The following is a 24418-nucleotide window of genomic DNA, read 5'->3' as shown; positions in this document are numbered from 1 at the left end:
GCCTGACGCCTCGCTGCACCGGCCGGCGACTACGCGAGGACTATTCGACCGATAGTGATCATCTCTTTCGTACGACGACAAAGTCGGCGAGCGCCGTGAACCGGGCCCGCACCTGCTCGGGCATGTCGACGGTGTTCAGGGCGTCGAGGGCGATGGTGTGCTGACGACGGGCCTCGTCCGCGGTCCACTCACGGCCGCCCGCCTCCTCGATGAGCGCGGCACGGGCCGCGAACTCCTCCTCGGAGAAGGTCGCGAAGTCGCTGCTCTTGGCGTCGGCGGCGAGGATCTCGCCGAGCCGCTCGGAGGCCGGACCGCCCGCCGCGAGCGCGGCCACGACCGGCAGGGACTTCTTGCGCTGGCGCAGGTCGCTCCAGGTCTGCTTGCCGGTGGCCTCCGGGTCGCCCCAGATGCCGAGGAGGTCGTCGATGGCCTGGAAGGCCAGGCCGAGGTGGTAGCCGTACTTCTCCAGCGTGTCGGCGGTGCGCTCGTCCGCGCCTCCGAGCACGGCGCCGATGGAGCTGGCGCAGGCCAGCAGGGCGCCGGTCTTGTTGCCCTCCATCTCCAGGCACTCCTCGACGCTGACGCGGTCGCGGTGCTCGTAGGAGATGTCCTGGGCCTGGCCGTCGATCAGGGCGCGGCTGGCGGTGGTCAGCCGACGGGTGGCGCGGCCGGCCTCGGCGGTGCCGAGTTCCAGGAGGACCTCGTTGGCGAGGGCGAACAGGGCGTCGCCGACCAGGATGGCCTGGGCGGGGCCGTGCACCTTCCAGACGGTGTCCCTGTGACGGCGCTGCTCGTCGCCGTCCATCAGGTCGTCGTGCAGCAGGGAGAAGTTGTGGACCAGCTCGACCGCGACCGCGCCGGGCACACCGGTCTCGGGAGCGGCGCCGGTGACCTCGGCGGAGAGCACGGCGAGCGCGGGGCGCACGGCCTTGCCGCCGTCGCCGTCGGTCGGCTTGCCCTGGGCGTCGATCCAGCCGAAGTGGTAGGCGGCGACCGTGTCCATGGGCGGCGCGAGTCGGTCGACGGCCGCCCGGAGCACCGGAGTGGCCAGGGTGCGGCCGCGCTCCAGGAGCGCGGCCACGTCCACCGCGGTCCTGCGAGCGGCCGGCGAGGCCGGGGGCACAGTGGGCACAGTTTCTCCTCTTGTAGCGGTACCGGAGGGGGTGCGGGGGTGTGCCGAGCCGTGCTGATCGAGCTTCACCGGCTCTCACCTCGCGGTGAGACACCGGTCCCCTCCGGCTTTCGGCCGGGGGTCCGGGGGTGGTCCCCCGGGACGATGCAGTTGGCCGCCTCCTCGAAGGTGAAGAGGTGGTGGGGTCGGGGCCGGCCGAGGGCGCTGAGCGCGGCGTCCGCCGCGCTCACGCCGCTGCGGACCGCACTCTCCATGGTCGCGGGCCACCCTGTGGCGGTCCACGCTCCGGCCAGGTACAGGCCGGGGGCTTTGGTGCGGGCGCCGGGCCGCAGACGCCCGACGCCGGGAGTGGGGGCGAACGTGGCCGTGCGCTCCCGGGTCACGAAGAAGTCCTTCACCCGGGCGCCGCGGGTGCCCGGCAGCAGCCGCTGCAGTTCGGGCAGGTAGCGCTCGCGCAGCTCGGCGACGGGTGAGTCGATCTCGTCCCGCGCGGCCGACTGGGACACGGCGAGGTACTGGCCCTCGCGCAGTCCGGAGGCGCCGGTGCGGTCGAAGACCCACTGCACGGGTGTGCCGAGCGCGGCGAGGAAGGGTGCGTCCAGCACCTTGCGGTCGTAGACGACATGCACGTTGAGGATGGGCTCGGTGCCGATCTCCAGCAGCCGCTCCGGGGCGTCGAGGGCGCCGTCGGGCAGCAGGTCGTACGTCTCGCGCTGGGGTACGGCGAGGACGACGGTGTCCGCGGTGAGGGTCTCCCCGGGAACCTGGACGCTCCAGCGCCCGTTCTCCTGGGGGGAGACGGAGGTGACGCGTGTACGGACCTCGGTACGGACGCCCGCGGAGTCGAGCGCCTTGCGGGCCAGCCGGTCGTGCAGTTCGCCCAGCGGGACGTGCGCCCAGCCGATGTCGGCCGCGCCCGGCTCGGACAGCAGACCGGTCTTGAACACCATCGCGGCGAGCCCCAGCGAGCACTCGCCCGCGACCGCGTTGAGGGTGGCGACCCCGACCAGGTCCCACAGGGCCTCGACGGCGCGTGCCGACTGGCCGTGCGCGGTCAGCCAGCTGCCGAAGTCCTGTGCGTCCAGGGCCGGATCGGCGAGGTCGAGTCCCTGGAGCGCGAGCGCGGCCCGGCCGACCCTGGCACGTTCGGCGAGCGAGAGGTGCGGGTACGTGGCGAGGCTGCGCCCCAGGTGCAGGGGCACCGGCAGCGCGTCGCGGCGCAGCCTGCCGAGCCGCCGGCCCTCGGGCCGGTCGACATCGACGACGGGCACGTCGAGACGTTCCTGCAACGGTGCCAGCGCGCTGCCCTCGATGCGGTCGAGGAACCAGCGGTAGGCGGTGCAGCAGCGCAGGTAGACGTGCTGGCCGTTGTCGACGGTCAGTTCGCCGCGCTGGAAGGAGAAGGCGAGCCCGCCCAGGCGGGGCCGGCCTTCGACCAGGGTGACGCGGACGCCCGCGTCGGCGAGCGCGAGCGCGGCGGTCACGCCGGCGAGCCCGCCGCCGACGACCACGGCGGTACGCCCGGAGGACCCGGCCGGCCCGGACCCTTCCGGGGCGTCCGAGAGCCGCTCGTCACTCATCGTGCACCCTCCCCTGCGTACCCGCCGTGGTGGGTGAACTCTGCACGGCGGGCCGTTGCCGTCAGGGACGCCGCGCCGGACCGGAGGGTTGCGTGCCGCTTTTCGCCGGTGGCATCACCCCGGCCCACCGTGTCGCCCAGGGTGTCCATCAGGTGTGCCTCCTGACGGTCTGCCGCGAGACGTGCCGGGCGTCCAGCCCCGACAGTCCGCGCACGGCGACGTAGGCCTTCTCCCGGCCGGGCAGCGAGACCCGGCCGCGGAGCACGGCCCCGGGGTCGCGCTCGATGCGGTCGAGGAGCCGGCGGTAGATGCCGGCCATGGCGGCGACGCAGGCACCGCTGCGGCGGTCGAGCAGGGGCAGCAGCCGGTAGCCCTCGGCGAAGAGGGTGCGCGCCCGTCGTACCTCGAAGTGCACGAGTCCGGCGAAGTCCGAGCCCTCCGGCGGGGTCGACCCGTCGAACCCGGCCGAACAGCCGAACTTCGCCAGGTCGTCGGCGGGCAGATAGGTGCGCCCGCCGGCCGCGTCCTCGCGGACGTCCCGGAGGATGTTGGTGAGCTGGAGCGCCAGCCCCAGGGTGTCGGCGTACTCCGGGGCCCGCTCCGCGCCGCGCGCGCCCGGTTCCGTACCGAACACGCCGAGCGAGAGCCGCCCGATGGCGCCCGCCACACAGCGGCAGTACACCTTCAGGTCGTCCCAGGTCTCGTAGGTCTCGCCGCGTACGTCCATCAGCACGCCGTCGATCAGCTCGTCCAGGCCGCCGAGCGGCACCGGGAAGGTCCGGGCCGTGTCGGCGAGGGCGACCGCGACCGGGTCGGTGTCGTCCTCGTCGACCTCGCCGTCGCGGACCCGGGCGAGCAGCGCGCGCGTGCTCTCGAGCCGGGCGCTCTTGACATCGGCGGCCAGTGCGCCGTCGCCGATGTCGTCGACCCGCCGCGAGAACGCGTACAGCGCCGACATCGCGCGGCGCTTCGGTGTGGGCAGCAGCCTGATGCCGTACGCGAAGTTCCGGGCCTGCTGCCCGGTGACGGCCTCGCAGTAGCTGTAGGCGGCGAGTACCGGCGCGGACACGTGCGGTGACGGCTCCACGGTCCGGATCACCCCTCTCCTCGCAGAGTCACGCCCACCTCGCGCAGCAATCTGAGCTTGCCGGGCTTGGGCGGGCCGGGAAGTACGTCGTATTCGGCGGCGGCGATCGCGTGGATCGCCGCCCGTCCCCCCGCCACGAACCCGGCCAGCAGCAGTCTCAGCCTGCCGTGGACGCTACCCACCAGGGGGGCGCCTTCATTCAGGAGATCGTGGGCGCGTTGCGCTTCGTACGCGACCAGTGCGCGCACCGACGCGCCCGCGGTCCTCGCCGCGAGGTCGTCCTCGCGGACGTGGAAACGCTTCATGTCGGCGGCGGGCAGGTAGATGCGGTCGCGGCCGAGGTCCTCGGCCACGTCCTGGAGGTGTTCGACGATCTGGAGTGCGGTGCAGATCGCGTCGGAGCGGCGGATCCGCTCGGGGGTCGAGGTGCCGGTGACGGCGAGGACGAGCCGGCCCACGGGGTTGGCGGACAGCTCGCAGTAGGCGACGAGGTCGTCGTAGGTCTCGTAGCGGGTGACCAGCTGGTCCTGGCGGTTGGCGGCGATCAGGCCGAGGAACGGCTCCGGGGTGAGGGAGCATCGGCGGACCGTGGGCCGCAGGCGGCGCAGGAGCGGGTGGCGGGGCCCGCCGTCGGATCCGTCGAACACCCGCCGGAGGTCGGCCTCGAAGGCGTCCAGCAGGAGCATGCGGTCCTCGGCGTCGGCGGCCGGCACTCCGAGGAGGCGGGCGTCGACGCCACCGGGGGCGAGGTCGCCGTCGCCGATGTCGTCGACGAGCCGCGCGAAGCCGTAGACGGCCATGAGGTGCTCGCGCCAGGCCCGCGGCAGGAAGAAGGGGGCGACGGGGAAGTTCTCGTCGGCGGCCTTGTCGAGGGTGCCGCGCTCCGGGTCGCCGGTGCGGGCCGGGACGGCCGCCGTCACCGCGGACCACCCGGGACGAAGACGGCACATGCTGCGTTGAGCTGGGGAGTTTCCGTAGCCATTGCCGTCACATCTCCCGTTCTACACCGCCGACCCAAGACACACTATTTCGGACACGCCGCCCGGCCGCTCGCGCGGCGGCCCCGACGGTGGGTGTCGCGCATTATCGCCCCACTTGACGCGTTTCGGGACCCGTACAGCTTACGTTGTACAACGCAGCGAGGATCGTGGGGGTGTCCTGCGCATCACAACAACACACCGATTGGCGCCAAGATTCCGAAGCACGGCCGGAGTTGGCGTTTCCTTTGCAGACGCGGGGCCCTGCCGGACAGTTCCGGCAGGGCCCCGCGCATGTCGCGCTATTTGCCCGTGAACTTCTCGTACTCCTTGAGGACCTCTTCGGTCGGTCCGTCGAGGCGCAGTTCGCCGCGTTCCAGCCACAGCACGCGGTCGCAGGTGTCGCGGATGGACTTGTTGCTGTGACTGACCAGAAACACCGTGCCCGCGTGCTTGCGCAGCTCCCTGATGCGCTCCTCGGAGCGCTTCTGGAACCTGCGGTCGCCGGTGGCCAGGGCCTCGTCGATCATGAGGACGTCGTGGTCCTTGGCGGCGGCGATGGAGAACCGCAGCCGGGCGGCCATGCCGGAGGAGTAGGTGCGCATCGGCAGGGTGATGAAGTCGCCCTTCTCGTTGATGCCCGAGAAGTCGACGATCTGCTGGTAGCGCTCCTTGACCTGCTCACGGGACATGCCCATGGCCAGTCCGCCGAGGATGACGTTGCGCTCACCGGTCAGGTCGTTCATCAGGGCCGCGTTGACGCCGAGCAGCGAGGGCTGGCCGTCGGTGTAGACCTTCCCGCTCTCCGGCGGCAGCAGGCCGGCGATGGCCCGCAGCAGGGTGGACTTGCCGGAGCCGTTGGAGCCGATCAGGCCGATGGCCTCGCCCCGGTAGGCGGTGAAGGAGACACCGCGCACGGCGTGCACCTTGCGCACGCCCCGCTCCTCACCGCGCTTGAGGATGCGGCTGAGGGCGGCGGTGGCGCTGCCCTTGCCGCTCTTGGCGCCATTGACGCGGTACACGATGTGCACGTCGTCGGCGATGACGGTGGGGATGCGCGGCCCCGGTACCTGGTCAGCCACGGCCGTACCTCTCCTCCGCCTTCCAGAAGTACAGGAAGCCGCCGACGGCGAACAGCAGCGCCCAGCCGCCCGCGACCGCCCAGACGTGCTCCGGGAGGTTCTCGGCGCCGTACTGGTCGATGAGCGCGAAGCGCATCAGGTCCATGTAGATGGCGGCCGGGTTCCACTGGAGGACGTTCGCCACCCACTGCGGCTTGTCCGCGAGGAAGACCGGGATGGAGAACATCACGCCGGACGCGTACATCCAGGTCCGCATCACGAACGGCATCAGCTGCGCGAGGTCCGGGGTCTTCGCGCCGGCCCGGGCGAACATCAGCGCCAGGCCGGTGTTGAAGCAGAACTGCAGGACGAGCACCGGGACGATCAGCAGCCAGGAGGCGTCCGGGTAGCTGCCGAAGCCGATCACCACGGCGAACAGCACGAGCATCGAGGACAGCAGCTGCTGGAGCTGCTGGAGGGCGAAGGAGATCGGCAGGGAGGCGCGCGGGAAGTGCAGGGCGCGCACCAGGCCGAGGTTCCCGGAGATCGCCCGGACGCCGCTCATCACCGAGCTCTGCGTGAAGGTGAAGACGAAGACGCCCGTGACCAGGAACGGGATGTACACGTCCTTGGACATCCCGCGGCTGGCGTTGAGCAGCACGCCGAAGATCATGAAGTACACGAACGCGTTGAGCAGGGGCGTGGCCACCTGCCACAGCTGGCCGAGCTTGGCCTGGCTGTACTGCGCGGTCAGCTTCGCCCGGGAGAACGCCAGGATGAAGTGCCGGCGTCCCCAGAGCTGGCGGACGTACTCCCGCACCGGGGGCCGGGCACCGCTCACGGCCAGCCCGTACTTTGCGGCCAGCTGGGCGGCCGTGAGGCCCTCGTCGGGCGACGGGGGCGCGCTCACCGCGACAGCGCCGTCATGCGTTGTCTCACTCACAAGTAGGAAACTTTCGTCTTCGGGATACGCAGCCTTGACGGGGCTGGTATGAGCCGGGGGGCCCGCGGAACGGCCCGGGAGCCCTCAGGGACGAGCTTGTCAGATCACCGGGGGCCGGCCCAGTCGGGTCAGCCGCCACACCGTACGCCACTTCATGGGCCTGCGCGGACCGCACGGTGTGGTCCACCCTTCCCGGAAGCCGCCGAACCACGCCCGCAGCGCGGAGCGCGAGGGGCGGCGGGCCAGCGTGAGCAGCAGCCACACCCCGAGATAGACGGGGACCAGCGGGGCGGGCAGGTTGCGGCGGGCCAGCCAGACCCGGTTGCGGGCGACCATCCGGTGGTAGACCGCGTGCCGGGAGGGCGCGGTCGTGGGGTGGTACAGCACCATGTCGGACCGGTAGTCGATCATCCAGCCGGCGTCGAGGGCCCGCCATGCGAGGTCGGTCTCCTCGTGGGCGTAGAAGAACTCGTCCGGCAGTCCACCGACTTCTGCGAAGACCTTCGTACGGACGGCGTTGGCGCCGCCGAGGAAGGTGGTGACCCGGGAGGAGCGCATCGGGTCGGAGGCACGCAGCCGGGGGACGTGGCGGCGCTGGGTGACGCCGGTGTCCGGGTCGGCGATGCGGAAGCTGATGATGCCGAGCCGGGGGTCGGCCGCGAAGGCCTGCCGGCACAGCTCGGCGGTGTCGTGGTGGGCGAGCAGGCCGTCGTCGTCGAGGAAGAGCACGATGTCGACGTTCCGGCCGCCGGGCCCGAAGGCCTCGATGCCGACGTTGCGGCCGCCGGGGATGCCGAGGTTCTCGGGCAGCTCGACCGTGCGGACACCCGACGGAAACTCCGCGACGTCCGGGACGGGCGAGCCGTTGCCGACCACGACGACCTCGACCGGGGCGCCCTCCTGCTTGGCGATCGAGTCGAGCAGGGCCCTGAGCTCGTCGGGGCGGTTGCCCATGGTGATGACGACGGCACCGACCCTGGCGGCCGCGCTCACTTCAGCCTGCTGGAGGCGAGGATGGACACCAGGTGCAGCACGGTCTGCAGGAGCGCGATGCCGGCCAGTACGGCGACCCCGAGCCGGGTGAAGAAGAGGTCGCCGCGCACCTGGTCCGCGACGGCCAGGACCAGGATCAGCAGGGACGCCTCGATGCCGAGGATCAGCCGGTGGAACTTCAGCATCGCGGCGGCCTTGCGGGCCAGCGCCATGCCGGAGGAGCGCATCTCGGCGGCGGCCTCCTGCACCGGCGGCTTCCCGGCCTGGTGCCGGGCGACGCCGACCAGGTCGGTCTCGGCCTTGATCAGGATGGCGCCGAGCGCGGCCAGGGTGCCGAGGAAGGCCCACAGCCAGTCGACACGGCCGCTGCCCCAGACGTCGGCGGCGCGCAGTCCGAAGCCGACGAGTACGGCGGCGTCGGTGAGGTAGGCGCCGACGCGGTCGAGGTAGACGCCGTTCAGCGAGTACTGCTTCTTCCAGCGCGCGATCTCGCCGTCGACGCAGTCCAGCAGCAGGTACATCTGCACGCAGAACACGCCGAGCACGGCGCCCGCGATCCCCGGCACCAGCAGGGCCGGGGCCGCGAGCACGCCGAAGACGGTCATCAGGTACGTGAGCTGGTTGGGCGTGACCCTGGTGTTCACCAGGTAGCGGTCGACCCGCAGGGACACCTCACGCATGTAGAGGCGTCCCATCCAGTGCTCACCGCTGCGCCGGTCCTTCACCCCCGGAGGGTGGACGACCGGTCTGAGTTCAGCTACCGATGGCCTTGACATAGTCGACGTAGATGTCCTTGATCTGTTCGGGCTTGAGGTCGAGGTGTTCGAGGATCGTGTAGCGGCCGGGCCGGGTCTCGGGGGCGAACGCCACGGCACGGACGAACTCGTCCACCGTGAAGCCGATCTCCGCCGGCAGGACCGGCAGTCCGTGCCTGCGCAGCACCGCGGCCATGTAGGCCGACTCCTCGTGGGCTCCGCGCAGGTACATCGCGAAGGCGGCGCCGAGTCCGCACTGCTCGCCGTGGGCCGCGGCACGCTTGGGGAAGAGCAGGTCGAAGGCGTGGTTGATCTCGTGGCAGGCGCCGGAGGACGGGCGGGAGTCGCCCGACACCGACATGGCGATACCGCTGAGCACCAGCGCCTCGGCGAGCACCTGGAGGAAGTCGGTGTCCCCGATGCCTCCCGGGTGGCGCAGTACGGCCTCGCCGGCCTGGCGGGCGATCGCGGCGGCGAGGCCGTCGATCTTCTCGCCCTTGACCCGGTTGGCCAGCTCCCAGTCCGCGATGGCCGAGATGTTCGACACCGCGTCGCCGATGCCGGCGCGGACGTACCGCACCGGGGCCTCGCGGATGACGTCGAGGTCGATGACGACCGCGATCGGGTTCGGCACCCCGTAGGAGCCGCGGCCCGCGTCGTTGTCGAGGGTGGCGACCGGCGAGCACAGGCCGTCGTGCGCGAGGTTCGTCGGTACGGCGACCAGCGGGAGCCCCACGCGTGCCGCGGCGAACTTCGCGCAGTCGATGATCTTGCCGCCGCCCAGGCCCACGACCGCGTCGTAGTGGCCGGCCTTTATGTCGGCGGCCAGCCGGACCGCGTCGTCGAGGGTGCCGCCGCCGACCTCGTACCAGGTGGCGCCGGGCAGGGCGGGGGTGAGGCGCTCGCGCAGCCGGGCGCCCGAACCGCCGCTGACGGCGATCGCGAGCTTGCCGGAGTGCGAGATGCGCTCGTCGGCGAGGACCCCGACCAGGTCGTCGAGGGCACCCGGGCGGATGTCGACGACGACCGGTGAGGGGATCAGCCGGGTCAGTACTGGCACGCGATCTCCCGTCCACGGGCGAGATCGTCGTGGTTGTCGATCTCGACCCACTTGACGTCGCCGATCGGCGCCACGTCGATCCGGAAGCCGCGGTTCACCAGTTCCTGGTAGCCGTGCTCGTAGAACTGCTGCGGGTCGGTCTCCCAGACCGTCTTGAGGGCGTCGGCCAGGTCGGCGGTGGCGTCGCCCTCGATGAGGGTGACGCCGATGTACTCGCCGGTGGCCTCGGCGGGGTCCATCAGCTTGGTGATCTTCGTCATGCCCTTCTCGGGGTCGACGACGACCTTCATCTCCTCGTCCGCGAGGTCCTTGACGGTGTCCAGGGCCAGGATGATCCGCTTGCCGTCGCCGCGCGCGGCGAGCAGCGTCCGCTCGACGGAGACCGGGTGGACGGTGTCGCCGTTGGCGAGGATCACGCCGTCCTTGAGGGCGTCACGGCCGCACCACAGGGAGTAGGCGTTGTTCCACTCCTCGGCCTTGTCGTTGTCGATGAGGGTGAGCTTGAGGCCGTACTTCTCCTCCAGCGCCGCCTTGCGCGCGTACACGGCCTCCTTGCGGTAGCCGACGATGACCGCGACCTCGGTCAGCCCGATCTCGGCGAAGTTGCCGAGGGTCAGGTCCAGAACCGTGGGCTCACCCTCTATGCCCGCGGGCCCCACCGGCACCAGCGCCTTGGGAAGGCTGTCGGTGTAGGGGCGCAGACGCCGTCCGGCGCCGGCCGCCAGCACGAGGCCGATCATGCGGGTTCTCCTTCATCGTGTACGGCAGGGGCGCCGCCCTTGTGAGCGGACACCCAGAAGCGGATGCTCTCCACGAGCACCACGAGGGCAACGGCCACGGCCAGGGCCGTGAGCGCGACCGTGAACTGCGCGGCGGTGAGCAGCGCGGCCAGCACGGCGACGAGCAGCGTCCGCCCGTCCTGCCCCCCGATGGCGCGCGCCAGCCAGGCCGGCGGCGCGCCGGCGTTGCCGCGGATGCGGTACACCGTGTCGTAGTGATGGTAGGCGACGGCAGCCACCAGTCCGAAAGCCGCCGGAAGTGCTCCGTTCACATCGGATTCGGCTGCCAGTACCAGGACGGTGAGGTACTCACCGGCGCGGAAGATCGGGGGGACCAGCCAGTCGAGGGCGCCCTTGAGGGGGCGGGAGACGGCTTCGGTCGACAGGAGCACGTACAGGCCGGCCATGAGCACGACCCACCAGCTCGGGCCGAAGGCCCAGGCCCCGGCCACCATCGCGGCGGCGCCCCCGGCGGCGCTCAGCGGCGCGAGGTGCGGGCCGCGGCCCTTCAGGACCGGCACCAGCGCCTCGACGAGCGGCCCGTTGTCCGCCAGGTCCGACAGCGCCTGTGCGGCCCGGTCCGTCCGCTTCGCCCTGCGGGTCAGCGAGCGCAGCACGCGACCGGCCGTGGTGTAGGTCGCGGCGAAGGCGCAGCCGATCAGCAGGGCGTAGAAGGTGATGCGCGGAGTGGTGACGGCCGTCAGGACGGCGATCATGGCCCATCGCTCGCCGATGGGCAGCACTATCATCCGCCGCACCCAGACCGTCCAGCCGACGCTGTCCAGCTTGCCGGAGAGCGCGGCGGTGGGGCTGGTGTTGGCGGTGGCGTCGTGGTTGGCCTCGTTGAAGGAGAAGTCGACGACGTGCCGGCAGGTCTGAAGGATCATCGCGCCCAGGGCGAGGGCCCATACGTCGTCGCCGCCGCGGGCCGCTCCGAGCGCGAGTCCCGCGTAGTAGGCGTACTCCTTGGCGCGGTCGAAGGTGGCGTCCAGCCAGGCGCCGAGCGTGGAGTACTGGAGCGAGTAGCGGGCGAGCTGGCCGTCGGTGCAGTCCAGGACGAAGGACGCGATGAGCAGGACGCCGGCCGCGACGAACCCGGGCCGGGTGCCGGTGGCCGCGCACCCTGCCGCGATGAGCGCGGTGATCAGGGAGGCGGTGGTGACCTGGTTCGGGGTGAGGCCGCGGCGGGCGCACCAGCGGGCGATGTAGCGGGAGTACGGGCTGATGCAGAAGGTGGTGAAGAAGCCGTCGCGGGCCTTCACGGCCGACTTCAGGCGGACGGCCTCGTCGTCGACGGCGGCCACGGCCTGCCGTGCCTCGTTGCGGGTCTGGGGGTCGGCGGGGACCTCGGCGACCAGGCTGCCCAGCTCGGGGCGGTGGACGTCGTCCCCGTCGGCGACCAGGGCGCCGACGACCCGGTCGGCGAGGCTGGCGAGGCTGGCGAGGCTGTCGACGTCACCGACGCTCGACTTCGCCCGCGTGGTGGCACCCCCGTGGGCGGCGGCGCCGCTCTCGGCCGTCTCGCGGGCCAGCGCCCGGGTGAGGGCCGCGCGGCCGGCGGGCTGCGCGGTGAGCGCGCCCGGGACCGCGGCGAGCGGGAAGCGGGGGTCGGTGAGGCCGAGGCGCAGCGCGTGCGGGTGGCCCACGAAGCGGGCGTCGACGACGGCGACCCGCTCCTGGGCCGGCACGGCGGCGAGGAGGATCTCGGTGTCGGCGGCGTCGGCGGCGTGCAGGACGTCGAAGCCGAGGGACCGCAGGTCGCTCTCGAGCGACGATCCGGGAACCGGCTGACCGGTGAGGATGGCGGTCGACAACCGAACTCACTCCCTGGGGCCCGGCGCGTCCGCGCCGGTCGTGTGCAGGATGGGGGCGCCCTTGGCATGCACCGGGCGGGCCGGGCGGGCGGCATTGTCGGCAGAGGCTATCGGATGCCGGGAAGACCGTGTTCACCGGCCGTTCAGCTCCGATCAAGACGGCACGGCCACACCGTGGCGCACCGTCGACGCACGGCTCGCACGCGCTTGAACCGGCCTTTGCCGAGATCATCATCGGTGATCGGTGGCCCGGCCCACAAACCGCGCCCGCACAGAGGAGACATCGGGGACATTGCGGGCGGCGCCGGGGTGTCGGCATAGGGTGGTCGGCCATGACGTGGCTGATCACCGGCGGAGCCGGATACATAGGGGCACATGTGGCACGTGCCATGACCGGCGCCGGGGAGCGCGTCGTCGTGCTGGACGACCTCTCGGCCGGAGTCCCGGCCCGGCTGCCGGCCGACGTGCCGCTCGTCGAGGGCTCCTCGCTGGACGCCGGCCTGCTGGAGCACGTGCTCGGCGAGCACGCCGTGACGGGCGTGGTGCACCTGGCGGCGCACAAGCAGGTCGCCGAGTCGGTGGCGCGGCCCACCCGCTACTACCGGGAGAACGTCGGCGGCCTCGCCACGCTCCTGGAGACGGTCGCCGCGGCCGGTGTGCGCCGGTTCGTGTTCTCCTCGTCCGCCGCCGTCTACGGCAACCCGGACGTGGACCTGATCACGGAGAACACCCCGTGCGCCCCGGTGAACCCGTACGGCGAGACCAAGCTCGCCGGGGAGTGGCTGGTGCGGGCGGCGGGGCGGGCGCACGGCATGGCGACGGTCTGCCTGCGCTACTTCAACGTGGCCGGTGCGGCCGAGCCCGCGCTGGCGGACACCGGGGTCTTCAACATCGTCCCGATGGTCTTCGACCGGCTCACCCGGAACGAGGCGCCGCGGATCTTCGGCGACGACTACCCGACGCCGGACGGCACCTGTGTGCGGGACTACATCCATGTCGCGGACCTGGCCGAGGCGCATCTGGCGGCGGCCCGGCGGCTGTCCGCGCCGGACGCGGCCGGCGACCTGACGGTGAACATCGGCCGGGGCGAGGGCGTCTCGGTGCGCGAGCTCGTCACGCTGATCGGCGAGGTGACCGGGGACACCCGTGCCGCGCTCGTCGAGGGGCGCCGGCCCGGTGACGCGCCGCGCGCGGTCGCCTCGGCCGCGCTGGCCGCGAGCGAGCTGGGGTGGACCGCCCGGCGCGGGGTGCGCGAGATGGTCGAGTCCGCGTGGCGGGGCTGGTCGGCGCACCACGGGGCGACGTCGGCGCCGGCCCGCTGAGGCCGCCCTGACCTGCACTTCGTTTCCGCAGGTCAGGGCACATGACAACGGTGTTCAGTGCCGCGTTGCCGGATACCCCCCGCCCGTAGTTCACTGTGAGACCGGGCGACCACAGGAGGACCGTTTCCATGGGGGCTGGGCACGACCACGGCCACAGTCACGCGCACGCGCCGGCCACCGGTACGGCCGCCGCGGCGTACCGCGGCAGGCTGCGCGTCGCACTGTCGATCACGCTCGGCGTCATGGTGGTCGAGATCGTCGGCGGGGTGCTCGCGGACTCGCTGGCGCTGATCGCGGACGCCGCGCACATGGCGACCGACGCGCTGGGCCTCGGCATGGCGCTGATCGCCATCCACTTCGCCAACCGGCCCGCGAACACGCACCGCACCTTCGGGTACGCCCGCGCCGAGATCCTCGCCGCGCTCGCCAACTGTCTGCTGCTGCTCGGGGTGGGCGGCTACGTCCTGTACGAGGCGGTGCAGCGGTTCTTCACGCCGGCCCCGACCGAGGGCGGGCTGATGATCTGGTTCGGCGTCGTCGGCCTGGTCGCGAACATGATCTCGCTCACGCTGCTGATGCGCGGCCAGGCCGAGAGCCTCAATGTGCGCGGGGCGTTCCTGGAGGTGGCGGCGGACGCGCTGGGGTCGGTCGCGGTGATCCTCTCGGCGGTGGTGATCGTGACCACCGGCTGGCAGGCGGCCGACCCGATCGCCTCGCTGGTCATCGGCCTGATGATCGTGCCGCGCACGGTGAAGCTGCTGCGCGAGACGCTCGACGTGCTGCTGGAGTCGGCGCCCAAGGACGTCGACATGGCGGAGGTACGGGCCCACATCGTCGCCCTGGACGGGGTGGAGGACGTCCACGATCTGCACGCCTGGACGATCACCTCGGGGATGCCGGTGCTGTCGGCGCACGTGGTGGTGCGCTCGGACGTGCTGAACGCGATCGGCCACGAGAAGATGCTGCACGAGTTGCAGGGGTGCCTGGGCGACCACTTCGACGTGGAGCACTGCACCTTCCAGCTGGAACCGATCGGTCACGCGGAGCACGAGGCGCGGCTCTGCCACTGAGCGCGGGGCTCCCGGCCGGCGGCTCGCCGAGCCCCGTGGGCGGGGGCGCCGGGCTCGCCCTCGGATTCGCACACCCGTTCCGGACGGTTCCTCGCCCATGGCGGCGGGCAAGATCGCGTACGGGGCCCGGTCGCCGTGCGCGGGACATGCGCGCGTTTGGCGCGAAGTGCCGGGAGTGCCGGGCGCGTACGGCAGACTGGGGACGCGAGGACCGATGCTAAGGATGGGTATGCCGATCACACCTGCCACCGCGAAGCACAGCTCGTCGGACGGCACCGCGGAAGCGATTTTGCTGGAGCTCGTCGACGAGAACGGCGTGACGACCGGCACCGCGGAGAAGCTCGCCGCCCACCAGTCGCCGGGGCAGTTGCACCGCGCCTTCTCCGTGTTCCTCTTCGACGAGGCCGGCCGGCTGCTGCTCCAGCAGCGGGCGCTGGGCAAGTACCACTCCCCCGGTGTGTGGTCCAACACCTGCTGCGGTCACCCCTACCCCGGTGAGGCGCCGTTCGCGGCGGCCGCGCGGCGCACGTTCGAGGAGCTGGGCGTGTCCCCGTCGCTGCTCGCCGAGGCGGGCACGGTCCGCTACAACCACCCGGACCCGGCCTCGGGCCTGGTGGAGCAGGAGTACAACCACCTGTTCGTCGGGATGGTGCAGTCCCCGCTGCGCCCGGACCCCGAGGAGGTCGGCGACACGGCCTTCGTGACCCCCGCCGAGCTGACGGAGCGGCACGCGAAGGACACGTTCTCCGCCTGGTTCATGACCGTGCTGGACGCGGCCCGGCCGGCCGTGCGGGAGCTGACGGGACCGTCGGCCGGCTGGTGATCCTCAGCGCACGCGCAGGGGCTTGAGCGGCAGGGCGGCCCAGATCACCTTGCCGCCGCCCGCCGTGTGCTCGACGTCGCACACACCGCCCGCCTCCCGGGTGATCTCCCGCACCAGGAGCAGCCCACGGCCGCCCGTGCGGCCGTGGTCGGCCTCCAGGGCGGTCGGGCGGTAGGGGTGGTTGTCCTCCACGGACACCCGCACCCACTCGGCCCCGACGGCCACTTCCACCGCCAGCTCGGGCGACAGCAGCGCCGCGTGCCGTACGGCGTTGGTCACCAGCTCGGAGACGATCAGCAGGAGCCCCTGGACGAGATCGTCCGAGACGGGCACCCCCTGGCGGTGGAGCAGGTCCCGCACGGCGTGCCGGGCCTGCGGGACCGAGGCGTCCACGGCGGCGGCGGTGAACCGCCAGACACCCTCGTAGGGCAGCGGTCGCGGCAGGCTCTCCAGGGGTTCGAGAGGTGCGTCCGCGCCGCCTGCTGGGCGTGGGTCGGGCCCGCGCCCGTGGTTGTCCATCGTCCGGTCGCCACCCTCGCGCTCGATTGTCACCACACGTCGAGTGTTGGTAACGAGACGCTTCCCTCCGAATGACTGAACAGAAGTCAGCTATTATCGCTCGATTCCGACCGTTCCGGCCCGACAACGCCCCTTGCGCGACCGGTCCTGTCCCGGTCGTGCCGCCTTCGCGCACTCTTCGGCTTGTACGGGTACCACGGCCGCCTCGTCCGTTTCGTCTGTTTCGCCCCCGGGCCGCCGTGATCGGGCAGGCCGCGCGGGAGTTAGCATCCGGGCCATGGAGCCCGAACTGCTGCACGGCGTCACCGACGGGGTCGCCACCGTCGTCCTGCACCACCCGGCGAAGCGCAACGCGATGACCGCCGCGATGTGGGCGGCTCTGCCGCCGCTGCTGGACACCCTGGCCGCCGATCCGCAGGTGCGGGTGCTGGTGCTGACGGGCGCGGGCGGGACCTTCTGCGCCGGCGCCGACATCTCCACGCTCCAGGGCTCGCCGGACGAGGCGCAGACACTGGCGGTACGGGCCGAGGAGGCCCTCGCCGCGTTCCCGAAGCCGACGCTGGCGGCCGTGAAGGGGCACTGCGTGGGCGGGGGCGCACAGCTCGCGGCGGCGTGCGACCTGCGGTTCGCCGAGGAGGGCGCGCTGTTCGGGGTGACGCCGGCCAAGCTCGGCATCGTCTACCCGGCATCCGCCACCCGGCGGCTGGTGGCGCTGGTCGGTCCTGGCGCCGCCAAGTACCTGCTGTTCTCGGGCGAGTTGATCGAAACGGAACGGGCGCTGCGCACCGGTCTGGTCGACGAGGTGCTGCCCGCCGACGAACTCGACAAGCGCGTCGCGGAGTTCACCCGGATCCTGGTGTCCCGCTCGCAGCTGACCCAGGCCGCCGCGAAGGAGTTCGCCGACGGCCGCACGGACCGCGACGCGCACTGGGCCGCACAGGCCCGCGCCGCCGGCGACACGGCCGAGGGCGTCGCCGCGTTCCTGGAGCGCCGCGAGCCGCGCTTCACCTGGACCGTCCCCGGATGACGGCAGGTCCCGCACCGGGGTGGGGCGGCGGGCCGAGGACAGCGGAGATCCACCAGGAGCCGCCGGGCCCGACGCACGCGCCCTGAACCCCGAGTGTCCGTGTCACCTGCCACAATTGCCGCGCAACCCCAGTCAAGAAGGCGGTACGGGATCGTGACGACACCCGGGTCCATCGAAGTAGGGTCCATCGAAGGCAGGATCGCCGAGGAGCTCGGCGTACGGGAGCGGCAGGTGAAGGCCGCGGTGGAGCTGCTGGACGGCGGCTCGACGGTGCCGTTCATCGCGCGCTACCGCAAGGAAGCGACCGAGATGCTCGACGACGCGCAGCTGCGCACGCTCGAGGAGCGGCTGCGCTACCTGCGGGAGCTGGAGGAGCGGCGGGCGACGATCCTGGAGTCGGTGCGCGAGCAGGGCAAGCTCACCGACGCGCTCCAGGCGCAGATCCGCGGCGCCGAGACGAAGGCGCGGCTGGAGGACATCTACCTGCCGTTCAAGCCCAAGCGGCGGACGAAGGCGCAGATCGCGCGCGAGGCGGGCCTGGAGCCGCTCGCCGAGGGGCTGCTCGGCGACCCGGCGGTGGAGCCGCTGGCCGCGGCGGCCGCGTTCGTCGACGCCGACAAGGGTGTCGCCGATCCGCAGGCCGCGCTGGACGGCGCCCGGGCGATCCTCACCGAGCGGTTCTCGGAGGACGCCGACCTGATCGGCGAACTGCGCGAGCGGATGTGGGTGCGCGGCCGGCTGGCGGCCAAGGTACGGGACGGCAAGGAGGAGGCGGGCGCGAAGTTCGCCGACTACTTCGACTTCGCCGAGCCGTTCACCGAGCTGCCCTCGCACCGGATCCTGGCGATGCTGCGCGGTGAGAAGGAGGAGGTCCTCGACCTCGTCCTGGAGCCCGAGGAGCCCTCCGAGCAGCCCGGTCCGTCGTCGTACGAGGGCATCGTCGCGTCCCGGTTCCAGATCGCCGAGCGCGGCCGGCCCGGCGACAAGTGGCTGACGGACACGGTCCGCTGGGCCTGGCGCACCCGGATCCTGGTCCACCTCGGGATCGACCTGCGGCTGCGGCTGCGCACGGCCGCCGAGGACGAGGCGGTCGACGTGTTCGCCGCGAACCTGCGCGACCTGCTGCTCGCCGCCCCGGCCGGCACCCGCGCCACGCTCGGCCTGGACCCCGGCTTCCGTACGGGTGTGAAGGTGGCCGTGGTCGACGCGACCGGCAAGGTCGTGGCGACGGACGTCATCCACCCGCATGTTCCGGCCAACAGGTGGGACGAGGCGATCGCCAAACTCGCCCGCCTCGCGAAGGAGCACGCGGTCGAGCTGATCGCGATCGGCAACGGCACGGCGTCCCGCGAGACCGACAAGCTCGCCGGTGAGCTGATCACCAGGCACCCCGAGCTGAAGCTCACCAAGGTGATGGTGTCCGAGGCGGGCGCCTCCGTGTACTCGGCCTCCGCGTTCGCCTCGCAGGAGCTGCCGGACATGGACGTGTCGCTGCGCGGCGCGGTGTCCATCGCTCGCCGGCTCCAGGACCCGCTCGCCGAGCTGGTGAAGATCGACCCGAAGTCGATCGGTGTCGGCCAGTACCAGCACGACCTGTCCGAGGTGAAGCTGTCGCGGTCGCTGGACGCCGTGGTCGAGGACTGTGTGAACGGCGTGGGCGTGGACGTGAACACCGCCTCGGCGCCGCTGCTCGCCCGCGTGTCCGGCATCACCTCCGGGCTCGCCGAGAACATCGTGGCGCACCGGGACACCAACGGCCGTTTCACCTCGCGCACGCAGCTGAAGAAGGTGGCGCGGCTCGGCCCCAAGGCGTACGAGCAGTGCGCGGGCTTCCTGCGGATCCGGGGCGGCGACGACCCGCTGGACGCGTCCAGCGTGCACCCGGAGGCGTACCCGGTGGTGCGGCGGATGGTGAAGACCTCCGGCCAGGAGGTGGCCTCGCTCGTCGGCAACACGGGCGTCCTGCGCTCGCTGCGCCCGGACGACTTCGTGGACGAGACGTTCGGTCTGCCGACCGTCACCGACATCCTGAAGGAACTGGAGAAGCCCGGGCGCGACCCGCGGCCCGCCTTCAAGACGGCCACCTTCATGGAGGGCGTGGAGAAGATCTCCGACCTGGCGTCCGGGATGGTCCTGGAGGGGGTCGTGACGAACGTGGCGGCCTTCGGGGCGTTCGTCGACGTCGGTGTCCACCAGGACGGTCTCGTCCATGTCTCCGCGATGTCCAGGACGTTCGTCAAGGACCCGCGGGACGTGGTGAAGTCGGGTGACATCGTCAAGGTGAAGGTCCTCGAGGTGGACATCCCGCGCAAGCGGATCTCGCTGACCCTGCGGCTGGACGACGAGGCGGCCCCGCAGGACCAGGACCGGTCCTCCGGCGGCGGCCGGCCGCAGCGCGGCGGCGGGCGTCCCCCGCAGCAGCGGCAGCAGGGCGGACAGCGCCAGCAGGGCGGACAGCAGAGCGGGCAGCGGCAGCAGGGCGGGCAGCGCGGCGGCGGTTCGCGGCAGGCGCCGCCGCCGGCGAACAGCGCGATGGCCGACGCGCTGCGCAAGGCGGGGCTGCTCGACCCGAAGAAGGGCCGCGGCTGAACGAACGCGGGACGGGTCCCGGTGGTGCGCCACCGGGACCCGTCCCGCGTTCACCGACCAGCGCGTCGAGCGGGCCGCACGCGACGCCCGCGACGGCCTGGCCTAGCGCTCGGTCACCTTGCCGTCCGCGACCTCCAGGCGCCGGGTGACATGGACCGCGTCCAGCATGCGCCGGTCGTGGGTGACCAGGAGCAGCGTGCCCTGGTAGGCGTCGAGGGCCGACTCCAGCTGCTCGATGGCCGGGAGGTCGAGGTGGTTGGTCGGCTCGTCGAGGACGAGCAGGTTGACCCCCCTGCCCTGGAGCAGGGCGAGCGCGGCACGGGTGCGTTCGCCGGGTGACAGGGTGGCCGCCGAGCGCGTGACGTGGTCCGACTTCAGGCCGAACTTGGCCAGCAGGGTGCGCACGTCGGCCGGCTCCGTGTCCGGTACGGCCACCCGGAACGCGTCCAGCAGGGACTCGGAGCCGTAGAACAGCTGCCGTGCCTGGTCGACCTCGCCGACCAGGACGCCCGAGCCCAGGCCGGTCTGTCCGGCGTCCAGCGGGATCCGGCCGAGCAGCGCACCGAGCAGGGTGGACTTGCCCGCGCCGTTCGCGCCGGTCACCGCGACCCGGTCCGCCCAGTCGATCTGGAGGGTCACCGGCCCGAAGCAGAAGTCGCCGCGCCGCACCTCGGCGTCCCGCAGGCTCGCGACCACGGCCCCGGAGCGCGGGGCGGCCGCGATCTCCATGCGCAGCTCCCACTCCTTGCGCGGTTCCTCGACGACCTCCAGGCGTTCGATCATGCGCTGGGTCTGCCGGGCCTTGGCGGCCTGCTTCTCGCTGGCCTCGCTGCGGAACTTGCGGCCGATCTTGTCGTTGTCGTTGCTCGCCTTGCGGCGCGCGTTCTTCACGCCCTTGTCCATCCAGGAACGCTGCGTCTGCGCCCGGTCCTGGAGGGCCGCCTTCTTGTCGGCGTACTCCTCGAAGTCCTCGCGGGCGTGCCGGCGGGCCACGTCCCGCTCCTCCAGGTAGGCGTCGTAGCCGCCGCCGTAGAGGTTGATCCGCTGCTGGGCGAGGTCCAGTTCGAGGACCTTGGTGACGGTGCGGGTGAGGAACTCGCGGTCGTGGCTGACGACGACCGTGCCGGCGCGCAGGCCGGTCACGAAGCGTTCGAGGCGCTCCAGACCGTCCAGGTCGAGGTCGTTGGTGGGCTCGTCGAGGAGGAAGACGTCGTAGCGGGAGAGGAGGAGGGAGGCGAGGCCCGCGCGGGCGGCCTGGCCGCCGGAGAGGGACGTCATCGCCTGGTCCAGGCCGACGCCCAGGCGGAGCGAGTCGGCGACCTCCTCGGCGCGTTCGTCGAGGTCGGCGCCGCCGAGGTCGAGCCAGCGCTCCAGGCTCGTCGCGTACGCGTCGTCCGCGCCGGGCGCCCCGTCGACCAGCGCCTGGGTCGCCTCGTCCATCACCCGCTGCGCCTCGGCGACACCGGTCCGGCGGGCGAGGAAGTCCCGGACGGTCTCGCCGGGGCGGCGCTCGGGTTCCTGGGGCAGATGGCCGACGGTCGCGGTCGGCGGGGAGAGCCTCAGCTCGCCCTGCTCGGGCGTGGCGAGCCCGGCGAGCAGCCGCAGCAGGGTGGACTTGCCCGCGCCGTTGGCACCGACCAGCCCGATCACGTCACCGGGGGCGACGACGAGGTCGAGCCCGGTGAAGAGCGAGCGGTCGCCGTGTCCGGCGGCGAGATTCTTGGCGACGAGAGTGGCAGTCATCAGGTCGTAGATCCTAGCGGCCCCGGATTCCTCCCCCGCGGCCTCGCCGATCACCGTCCGTTCGGTTACCGTCCCGGCGTGAACACTCGGTCGAACGGCGAAGTGATCGTGGTCGGCGGCGGGGTCGTCGGGCTGACGACGGCGGTGGTCCTGGCCGAGCGCGGCCGACGGGTCCGGATCTGGACCCGGGACCCGGTGGAACGGACCACCTCGGCGGTGGCCGGCGCCCTGTGGTGGCCGTACCACATCGAGCCGGTCGCGGCGGCTCGGGCGTGGGCGCTGCGCTCGCTGGAGGTGTACGAGCGGCTGGCCGGGCGGCCCGGGGAGACCGGGGTGCGCCTGGTCGACGGGGCCATGGGCGAGACGGACCCGGCGGACGTGGAGAGCTGGGCGGCCGGGCGGCTGCCGGTGCTGCGCCGGGCCACGGCGCGGGAGTACGGCGCCGGGACGGCCGTCTGGACGCGGCTGCCGCTGATCGACATGGCGGTGCATCTGCCGTGGCTGCGCGAACGGCTGCTGCGGGCGGGCGGCTCGGTCGAGGAGCGGGTGGTGAGCGACCTGGCGGAGGCGGACGCGCCGGTCGTCGTCAACTGCACGGGGCTGGGCGCCCGGGAGCTGGTGGGGGACGCGTCGGTGCGGCCGGTGCGGGGGCAGCTGGTCGTGGTGGAGAACCCGGGGATCGACACCTGGCTGGTCTCCACCGCCCCGGACGGCGCGATGGCGTACCTGTTCCCGCAGCCGGGGCGGCTGCTGCTGGGCGGCACGGCCGAGGACGACGTATGGGCGCTCGACCCGGATCCGGCCGTGGCGGAGGCGATCGTGCGGCGCTGCGCGGCGCTGCGGCCGGAGGTGGCCGGGGCGCGGATCCTGGAGCACCGGGTGGGGCTGCGTCCCGTACGGCCCGCGGTGCGGCTGGAGCGGACGGAGCTGCCGGACGGACGGCTGCTGGTGCACCACTACGGGCACGGCGGGGCGGGGGTGACGGTGGCCTGGGGATGTGCGGAGGAGGCGGCCGCGCTGGCCGCCTCCCCCTGAGGTGCCGCCGGGCCGCTACGGGATCGGGTACGGCTGCCGGGCCGCGGGGGTGCCGCCCGGGTGTCCGGTGCCGGGCGCGGCCGTCGGCACGCTCGCCGTCGCCCCGGCCGTGGCGGCGGCGAAGGCCTTGGCGCCGCCGGCGAACGGGACCCGCGCCGAGGTGCGGGCCAGGTCGAGGGTGAGGGTCGGGGTGTCGGCGGGCGGGTCGATGAGGTCCTTGTCGGTGCCCGCGACGATCAGCGCCAGACGGTGGCCGGCCGGGACGACATGGTCGGTGGCCGCCAGGTCGAGGGTGATCGTGTACGCCCTGCCCGGGGTGAGCGGGACGCCCCTGCCGGGGTCGGCGTACGTGCCGAGGTCGGCCCAGCCGCGGCTGAGGACCGTGAAGCCGACGTCGGCCGTCCTGGCCCGTGTCTCCTTGAAGCAGGCGCTGTCGCCCGTCGTGCTCTCGCCCCAGCAGGTGCGGTCGGTGAGCGTGGCGATGCCCTCGCCGCTCGCCGCGTAGTCGCGGATGGTGTCCGGGCCGAGGTCGACGAGGACGGCGCTGAGATGGGCCGTGGCCGTGGTGGGCGTGGCGGTGACGGTGACCCGGGAGGAGCCGGACAGCCGCAGGTCGCGGGTGAGCGGCCCGGTGACGAAGCCGGCCTTGTCGGGGGTCGGGGTGTCGATCCGCGCGGCCCAGTCGGTCTCGCTCAGCCGCGGGTCGTCGGTGAGGGTCTCGGCGCCGGTGCCCCTGCGGAGGCCGAGGGTGCCGACGCCGGGCCGGTCGCCGGTGGCCGGCCGCAGGGTGGCGGTCTGTGTGCCGCGCGGGGGCCAGACCGTGGAGGTGACCCACTGGTCGGGGTGGCGTTCGATGTCGGCCATCGGCTCGCGGTCGATGCCGTTGTCGTAGCCGAGGAGTTCGTGGTCGAACCAGCGGTGCAGGGTCTCGACCCATTTCGCGCGGCGGAAGTCGAAGGGGTCGACGTGGCCGGTCTGGGACAGCCAGATCTTGCGTTCGACCCCGTTCTCGGCGAGCGCGTCCCACCACTGGCCGAAGTGCTTGGCGCGGACGTTGAGGTCCTGGAGGCCGTGCACGACGAACACGCTGGCCTTCACGCGGTGCGCGTCCTCGACGTAGTCGCGCTCGCTCCACAGAGCGGTCAGGTCGCCGCTGCGCGGGGCCTCGTCGACGAGCCGCCGCTGGACGGCGGCGCACCTGGCGCGGGCGTCGGGGCTGTTCACGTACTCCGCGAGCCGGTCGGGGCCGGAGTCGTAGAGCGGGGCGCCCTGCTGGAAGTAGTAGTCGTACCAGGAGGAGATGCCGGCGATCGGGACGATCGTCCGCAGGCCCTTCACTCCGGTGGCGGCGACGCCGTTGGCGATGGTGCCGTCCCAGCTCTTGCCGATCATGCCGGTTCTGCCGTTGCTCCAGCCCGCCTTTGCCTTCGTGGTGCCGGTGCGGGTGGTGTACGCGGTGGCGCGGCCGTTCAGCCAGTCGACGACGGCCTTCGCGGAGAGGATGTCGGAGCGGCCGCCGATGTCGGCACAGCCGTCGGAGCGGTTGGTGCCGGCCAGGTCGACGCCGACGACGGCGTAGCCGCGCGGCACGAAGTAGTTGTCGTAGAAGAGCGGCATCTGGACGACGTCGCCGTTCGCGTCGTACGTCTTGCGCTGGCTCTCGTTGCCGCGGCCGCAGCAGGAGTAGTAGGGGCTCGCGTCCATGATGACGGGCACCTTGCGGCCCTGCGCGGCCGGTTCGCGGGGGCGGACGATGTCGACGGCCACCCGGTCCGCCGTGCCGTCCCCGTCGCCGTCGAGCCGGGTGTCGACCCAGACGGCCTCGCGGATCGCGTGGGTGTACGAGTGGACCGGCAGGCTCTCGCGGGGGGTGCCGTGGGCCGCCGCCGGGGTGAGGAAGGCGGCCACCAGAAGGGTGACGGCGGCTGCCGTGAGCGGTCTCCAGATCGTGAAGCGCATGCGTGTCGGCATGCGCGGGACGGTACTCGGGTCAACTCCCGTGCAGAAGAGGGCAGCTGTGCGCCGCCTGTGGCCGGAATACGCCCATGGGGGTGGTCGGGCCATGACGGCCGAATGGCGATCGTGTGACAGCGGGACCGTCGGCGGATG

21 protein-coding genes are annotated in these 24418 nt (G+C 72.5%); 6 read left to right on the top strand and 15 right to left on the bottom strand.

Annotated elements, in window-relative coordinates; genetic code table 11:
- Window positions 1-58 precede the first annotated feature (58 nt).
- The 12 genes from IE275_RS38265 to IE275_RS38215 all read right to left on the bottom strand — a co-directional run bounded on the left by IE275_RS38265 (window position 59) and on the right by IE275_RS38215 (window position 12181).
- Window positions 59-1123 (bottom strand): polyprenyl synthetase family protein, encoded by a 1065-nt coding sequence (locus IE275_RS38265; RefSeq protein WP_189717333.1) that lies wholly within the window; start codon window positions 1121-1123, stop codon window positions 59-61.
- Between the two features lie 74 nt (window positions 1124-1197).
- A complete protein-coding gene (gene hpnE / locus IE275_RS38260; protein WP_189717289.1) occupies window positions 1198-2712 on the bottom strand; it encodes a hydroxysqualene dehydroxylase HpnE in 1515 nt (504 codons plus the stop codon).
- Window positions 2709-2861 (bottom strand): DUF6380 family protein, encoded by a 153-nt coding sequence (locus IE275_RS47325; protein WP_373299371.1) that lies wholly within the window; start codon window positions 2859-2861, stop codon window positions 2709-2711. Before IE275_RS47325 ends, hpnE begins: the two co-directional genes overlap by 4 nt.
- Complete coding sequence (gene hpnD, locus IE275_RS38255; RefSeq protein WP_189717288.1) at window positions 2861-3811, bottom strand: presqualene diphosphate synthase HpnD; 951 nt, start codon at window positions 3809-3811, stop codon at window positions 2861-2863. The genes IE275_RS47325 and hpnD overlap by 1 nt, the downstream gene beginning before the upstream one ends.
- A complete protein-coding gene (gene hpnC, locus IE275_RS38250; RefSeq protein ID WP_189717287.1) occupies window positions 3808-4749 on the bottom strand; it encodes a squalene synthase HpnC in 942 nt (313 codons plus the stop codon). The genes hpnD and hpnC overlap by 4 nt, the downstream gene beginning before the upstream one ends.
- Window positions 4750-5078: 329 nt before the next feature.
- On the bottom strand, window positions 5079-5858 hold the full coding sequence (locus IE275_RS38245) for an ABC transporter ATP-binding protein (RefSeq protein WP_189717286.1): 780 nt from the start codon (window positions 5856-5858) through the stop codon (window positions 5079-5081).
- A complete protein-coding gene (locus IE275_RS38240; protein WP_189717285.1) occupies window positions 5851-6780 on the bottom strand; it encodes an ABC transporter permease in 930 nt (309 codons plus the stop codon). The genes IE275_RS38245 and IE275_RS38240 overlap by 8 nt, the downstream gene beginning before the upstream one ends.
- A gap of 99 nt (window positions 6781-6879) precedes the next feature.
- A complete protein-coding gene (locus tag IE275_RS38235; RefSeq protein WP_487248125.1) occupies window positions 6880-7734 on the bottom strand; it encodes a glycosyltransferase family 2 protein in 855 nt (284 codons plus the stop codon).
- 35 nt (window positions 7735-7769) lie between these two features.
- A complete protein-coding gene (locus IE275_RS38230) occupies window positions 7770-8549 on the bottom strand; it encodes a CDP-alcohol phosphatidyltransferase family protein (protein ID WP_189717283.1) in 780 nt (259 codons plus the stop codon).
- Complete coding sequence (locus IE275_RS38225; protein ID WP_189717282.1) at window positions 8527-9588, bottom strand: iron-containing alcohol dehydrogenase family protein; 1062 nt, start codon at window positions 9586-9588, stop codon at window positions 8527-8529. The genes IE275_RS38230 and IE275_RS38225 overlap by 23 nt, the downstream gene beginning before the upstream one ends.
- Window positions 9576-10328 (bottom strand): phosphocholine cytidylyltransferase family protein, encoded by a 753-nt coding sequence (locus IE275_RS38220; RefSeq protein ID WP_189717281.1) that lies wholly within the window; start codon window positions 10326-10328, stop codon window positions 9576-9578. Before IE275_RS38220 ends, IE275_RS38225 begins: the two co-directional genes overlap by 13 nt.
- Window positions 10325-12181 (bottom strand): DUF5941 domain-containing protein, encoded by a 1857-nt coding sequence (locus IE275_RS38215; RefSeq protein WP_189717280.1) that lies wholly within the window; start codon window positions 12179-12181, stop codon window positions 10325-10327. The genes IE275_RS38220 and IE275_RS38215 overlap by 4 nt, the downstream gene beginning before the upstream one ends.
- Before the next feature lie 332 nt (window positions 12182-12513).
- On the opposite strand from IE275_RS38215, the gene galE reads away from it, so the two are divergent.
- From galE to idi, 3 genes are all read left to right on the top strand, one after another.
- A complete protein-coding gene (gene galE, locus IE275_RS38210; RefSeq protein WP_189717279.1) occupies window positions 12514-13503 on the top strand; it encodes a UDP-glucose 4-epimerase GalE in 990 nt (329 codons plus the stop codon).
- Window positions 13504-13631: 128 nt separating this feature from the next.
- A complete protein-coding gene (locus IE275_RS38205) occupies window positions 13632-14573 on the top strand; it encodes a cation diffusion facilitator family transporter (RefSeq protein ID WP_189717278.1) in 942 nt (313 codons plus the stop codon).
- Window positions 14574-14802: 229 nt separating this feature from the next.
- The gene (idi, locus tag IE275_RS38200) at window positions 14803-15396 is read left to right on the top strand and encodes an isopentenyl-diphosphate Delta-isomerase (protein ID WP_189717277.1); all 594 of its coding nucleotides are present in this window, start codon (window positions 14803-14805) and stop codon (window positions 15394-15396) included.
- 3 nt (window positions 15397-15399) lie between these two features.
- Here the strand turns inward: idi and IE275_RS38195 are convergent, their stop codons facing one another.
- Window positions 15400-15915, bottom strand: coding sequence for an ATP-binding protein (locus tag IE275_RS38195; protein ID WP_189717332.1), 516 nt, complete (start codon window positions 15913-15915; stop codon window positions 15400-15402).
- Between the two features lie 277 nt (window positions 15916-16192).
- On the opposite strand from IE275_RS38195, the gene IE275_RS38190 reads away from it, so the two are divergent.
- Together IE275_RS38190 and IE275_RS38185 are read left to right on the top strand one after the other, a co-directional pair.
- The gene (locus tag IE275_RS38190) at window positions 16193-16942 is read left to right on the top strand and encodes an enoyl-CoA hydratase/isomerase family protein (protein WP_189717276.1); all 750 of its coding nucleotides are present in this window, start codon (window positions 16193-16195) and stop codon (window positions 16940-16942) included.
- 153 nt (window positions 16943-17095) lie between these two features.
- A complete protein-coding gene (locus IE275_RS38185; RefSeq protein WP_189717275.1) occupies window positions 17096-19531 on the top strand; it encodes a Tex family protein in 2436 nt (811 codons plus the stop codon).
- A 102-nt stretch (window positions 19532-19633) separates the two neighbouring features.
- Here IE275_RS38185 and IE275_RS38180 read toward each other — a convergent pair whose 3' ends face one another.
- The gene (locus tag IE275_RS38180; protein ID WP_189717274.1) at window positions 19634-21274 is read right to left on the bottom strand and encodes an ABC-F family ATP-binding cassette domain-containing protein; all 1641 of its coding nucleotides are present in this window, start codon (window positions 21272-21274) and stop codon (window positions 19634-19636) included.
- A 78-nt stretch (window positions 21275-21352) separates the two neighbouring features.
- Between IE275_RS38180 and IE275_RS38175 the strand changes: the two genes are divergently transcribed.
- Window positions 21353-22309, top strand: a complete 957-nt coding sequence (locus IE275_RS38175) for an NAD(P)/FAD-dependent oxidoreductase (protein WP_189717273.1) — start codon at window positions 21353-21355, stop codon at window positions 22307-22309.
- 15 nt (window positions 22310-22324) lie between these two features.
- On the opposite strand, the gene IE275_RS38170 is transcribed toward IE275_RS38175, so the two are convergent.
- Complete coding sequence (locus IE275_RS38170) at window positions 22325-24280, bottom strand: Xaa-Pro dipeptidyl-peptidase (protein WP_189717272.1); 1956 nt, start codon at window positions 24278-24280, stop codon at window positions 22325-22327.
- Window positions 24281-24418: the final 138 nt, after the last annotated feature.

Source organism: Streptomyces phaeofaciens (assembly GCF_014648915.1).
In the GTDB taxonomy this organism is placed as follows: Bacteria; Actinomycetota; Actinomycetes; order Streptomycetales; family Streptomycetaceae; genus Streptomyces; species Streptomyces phaeofaciens.
The sequence above is the reverse complement of the archived record's forward strand: the minus strand, read 5'-3'. Positions and strand labels throughout refer to the sequence as shown.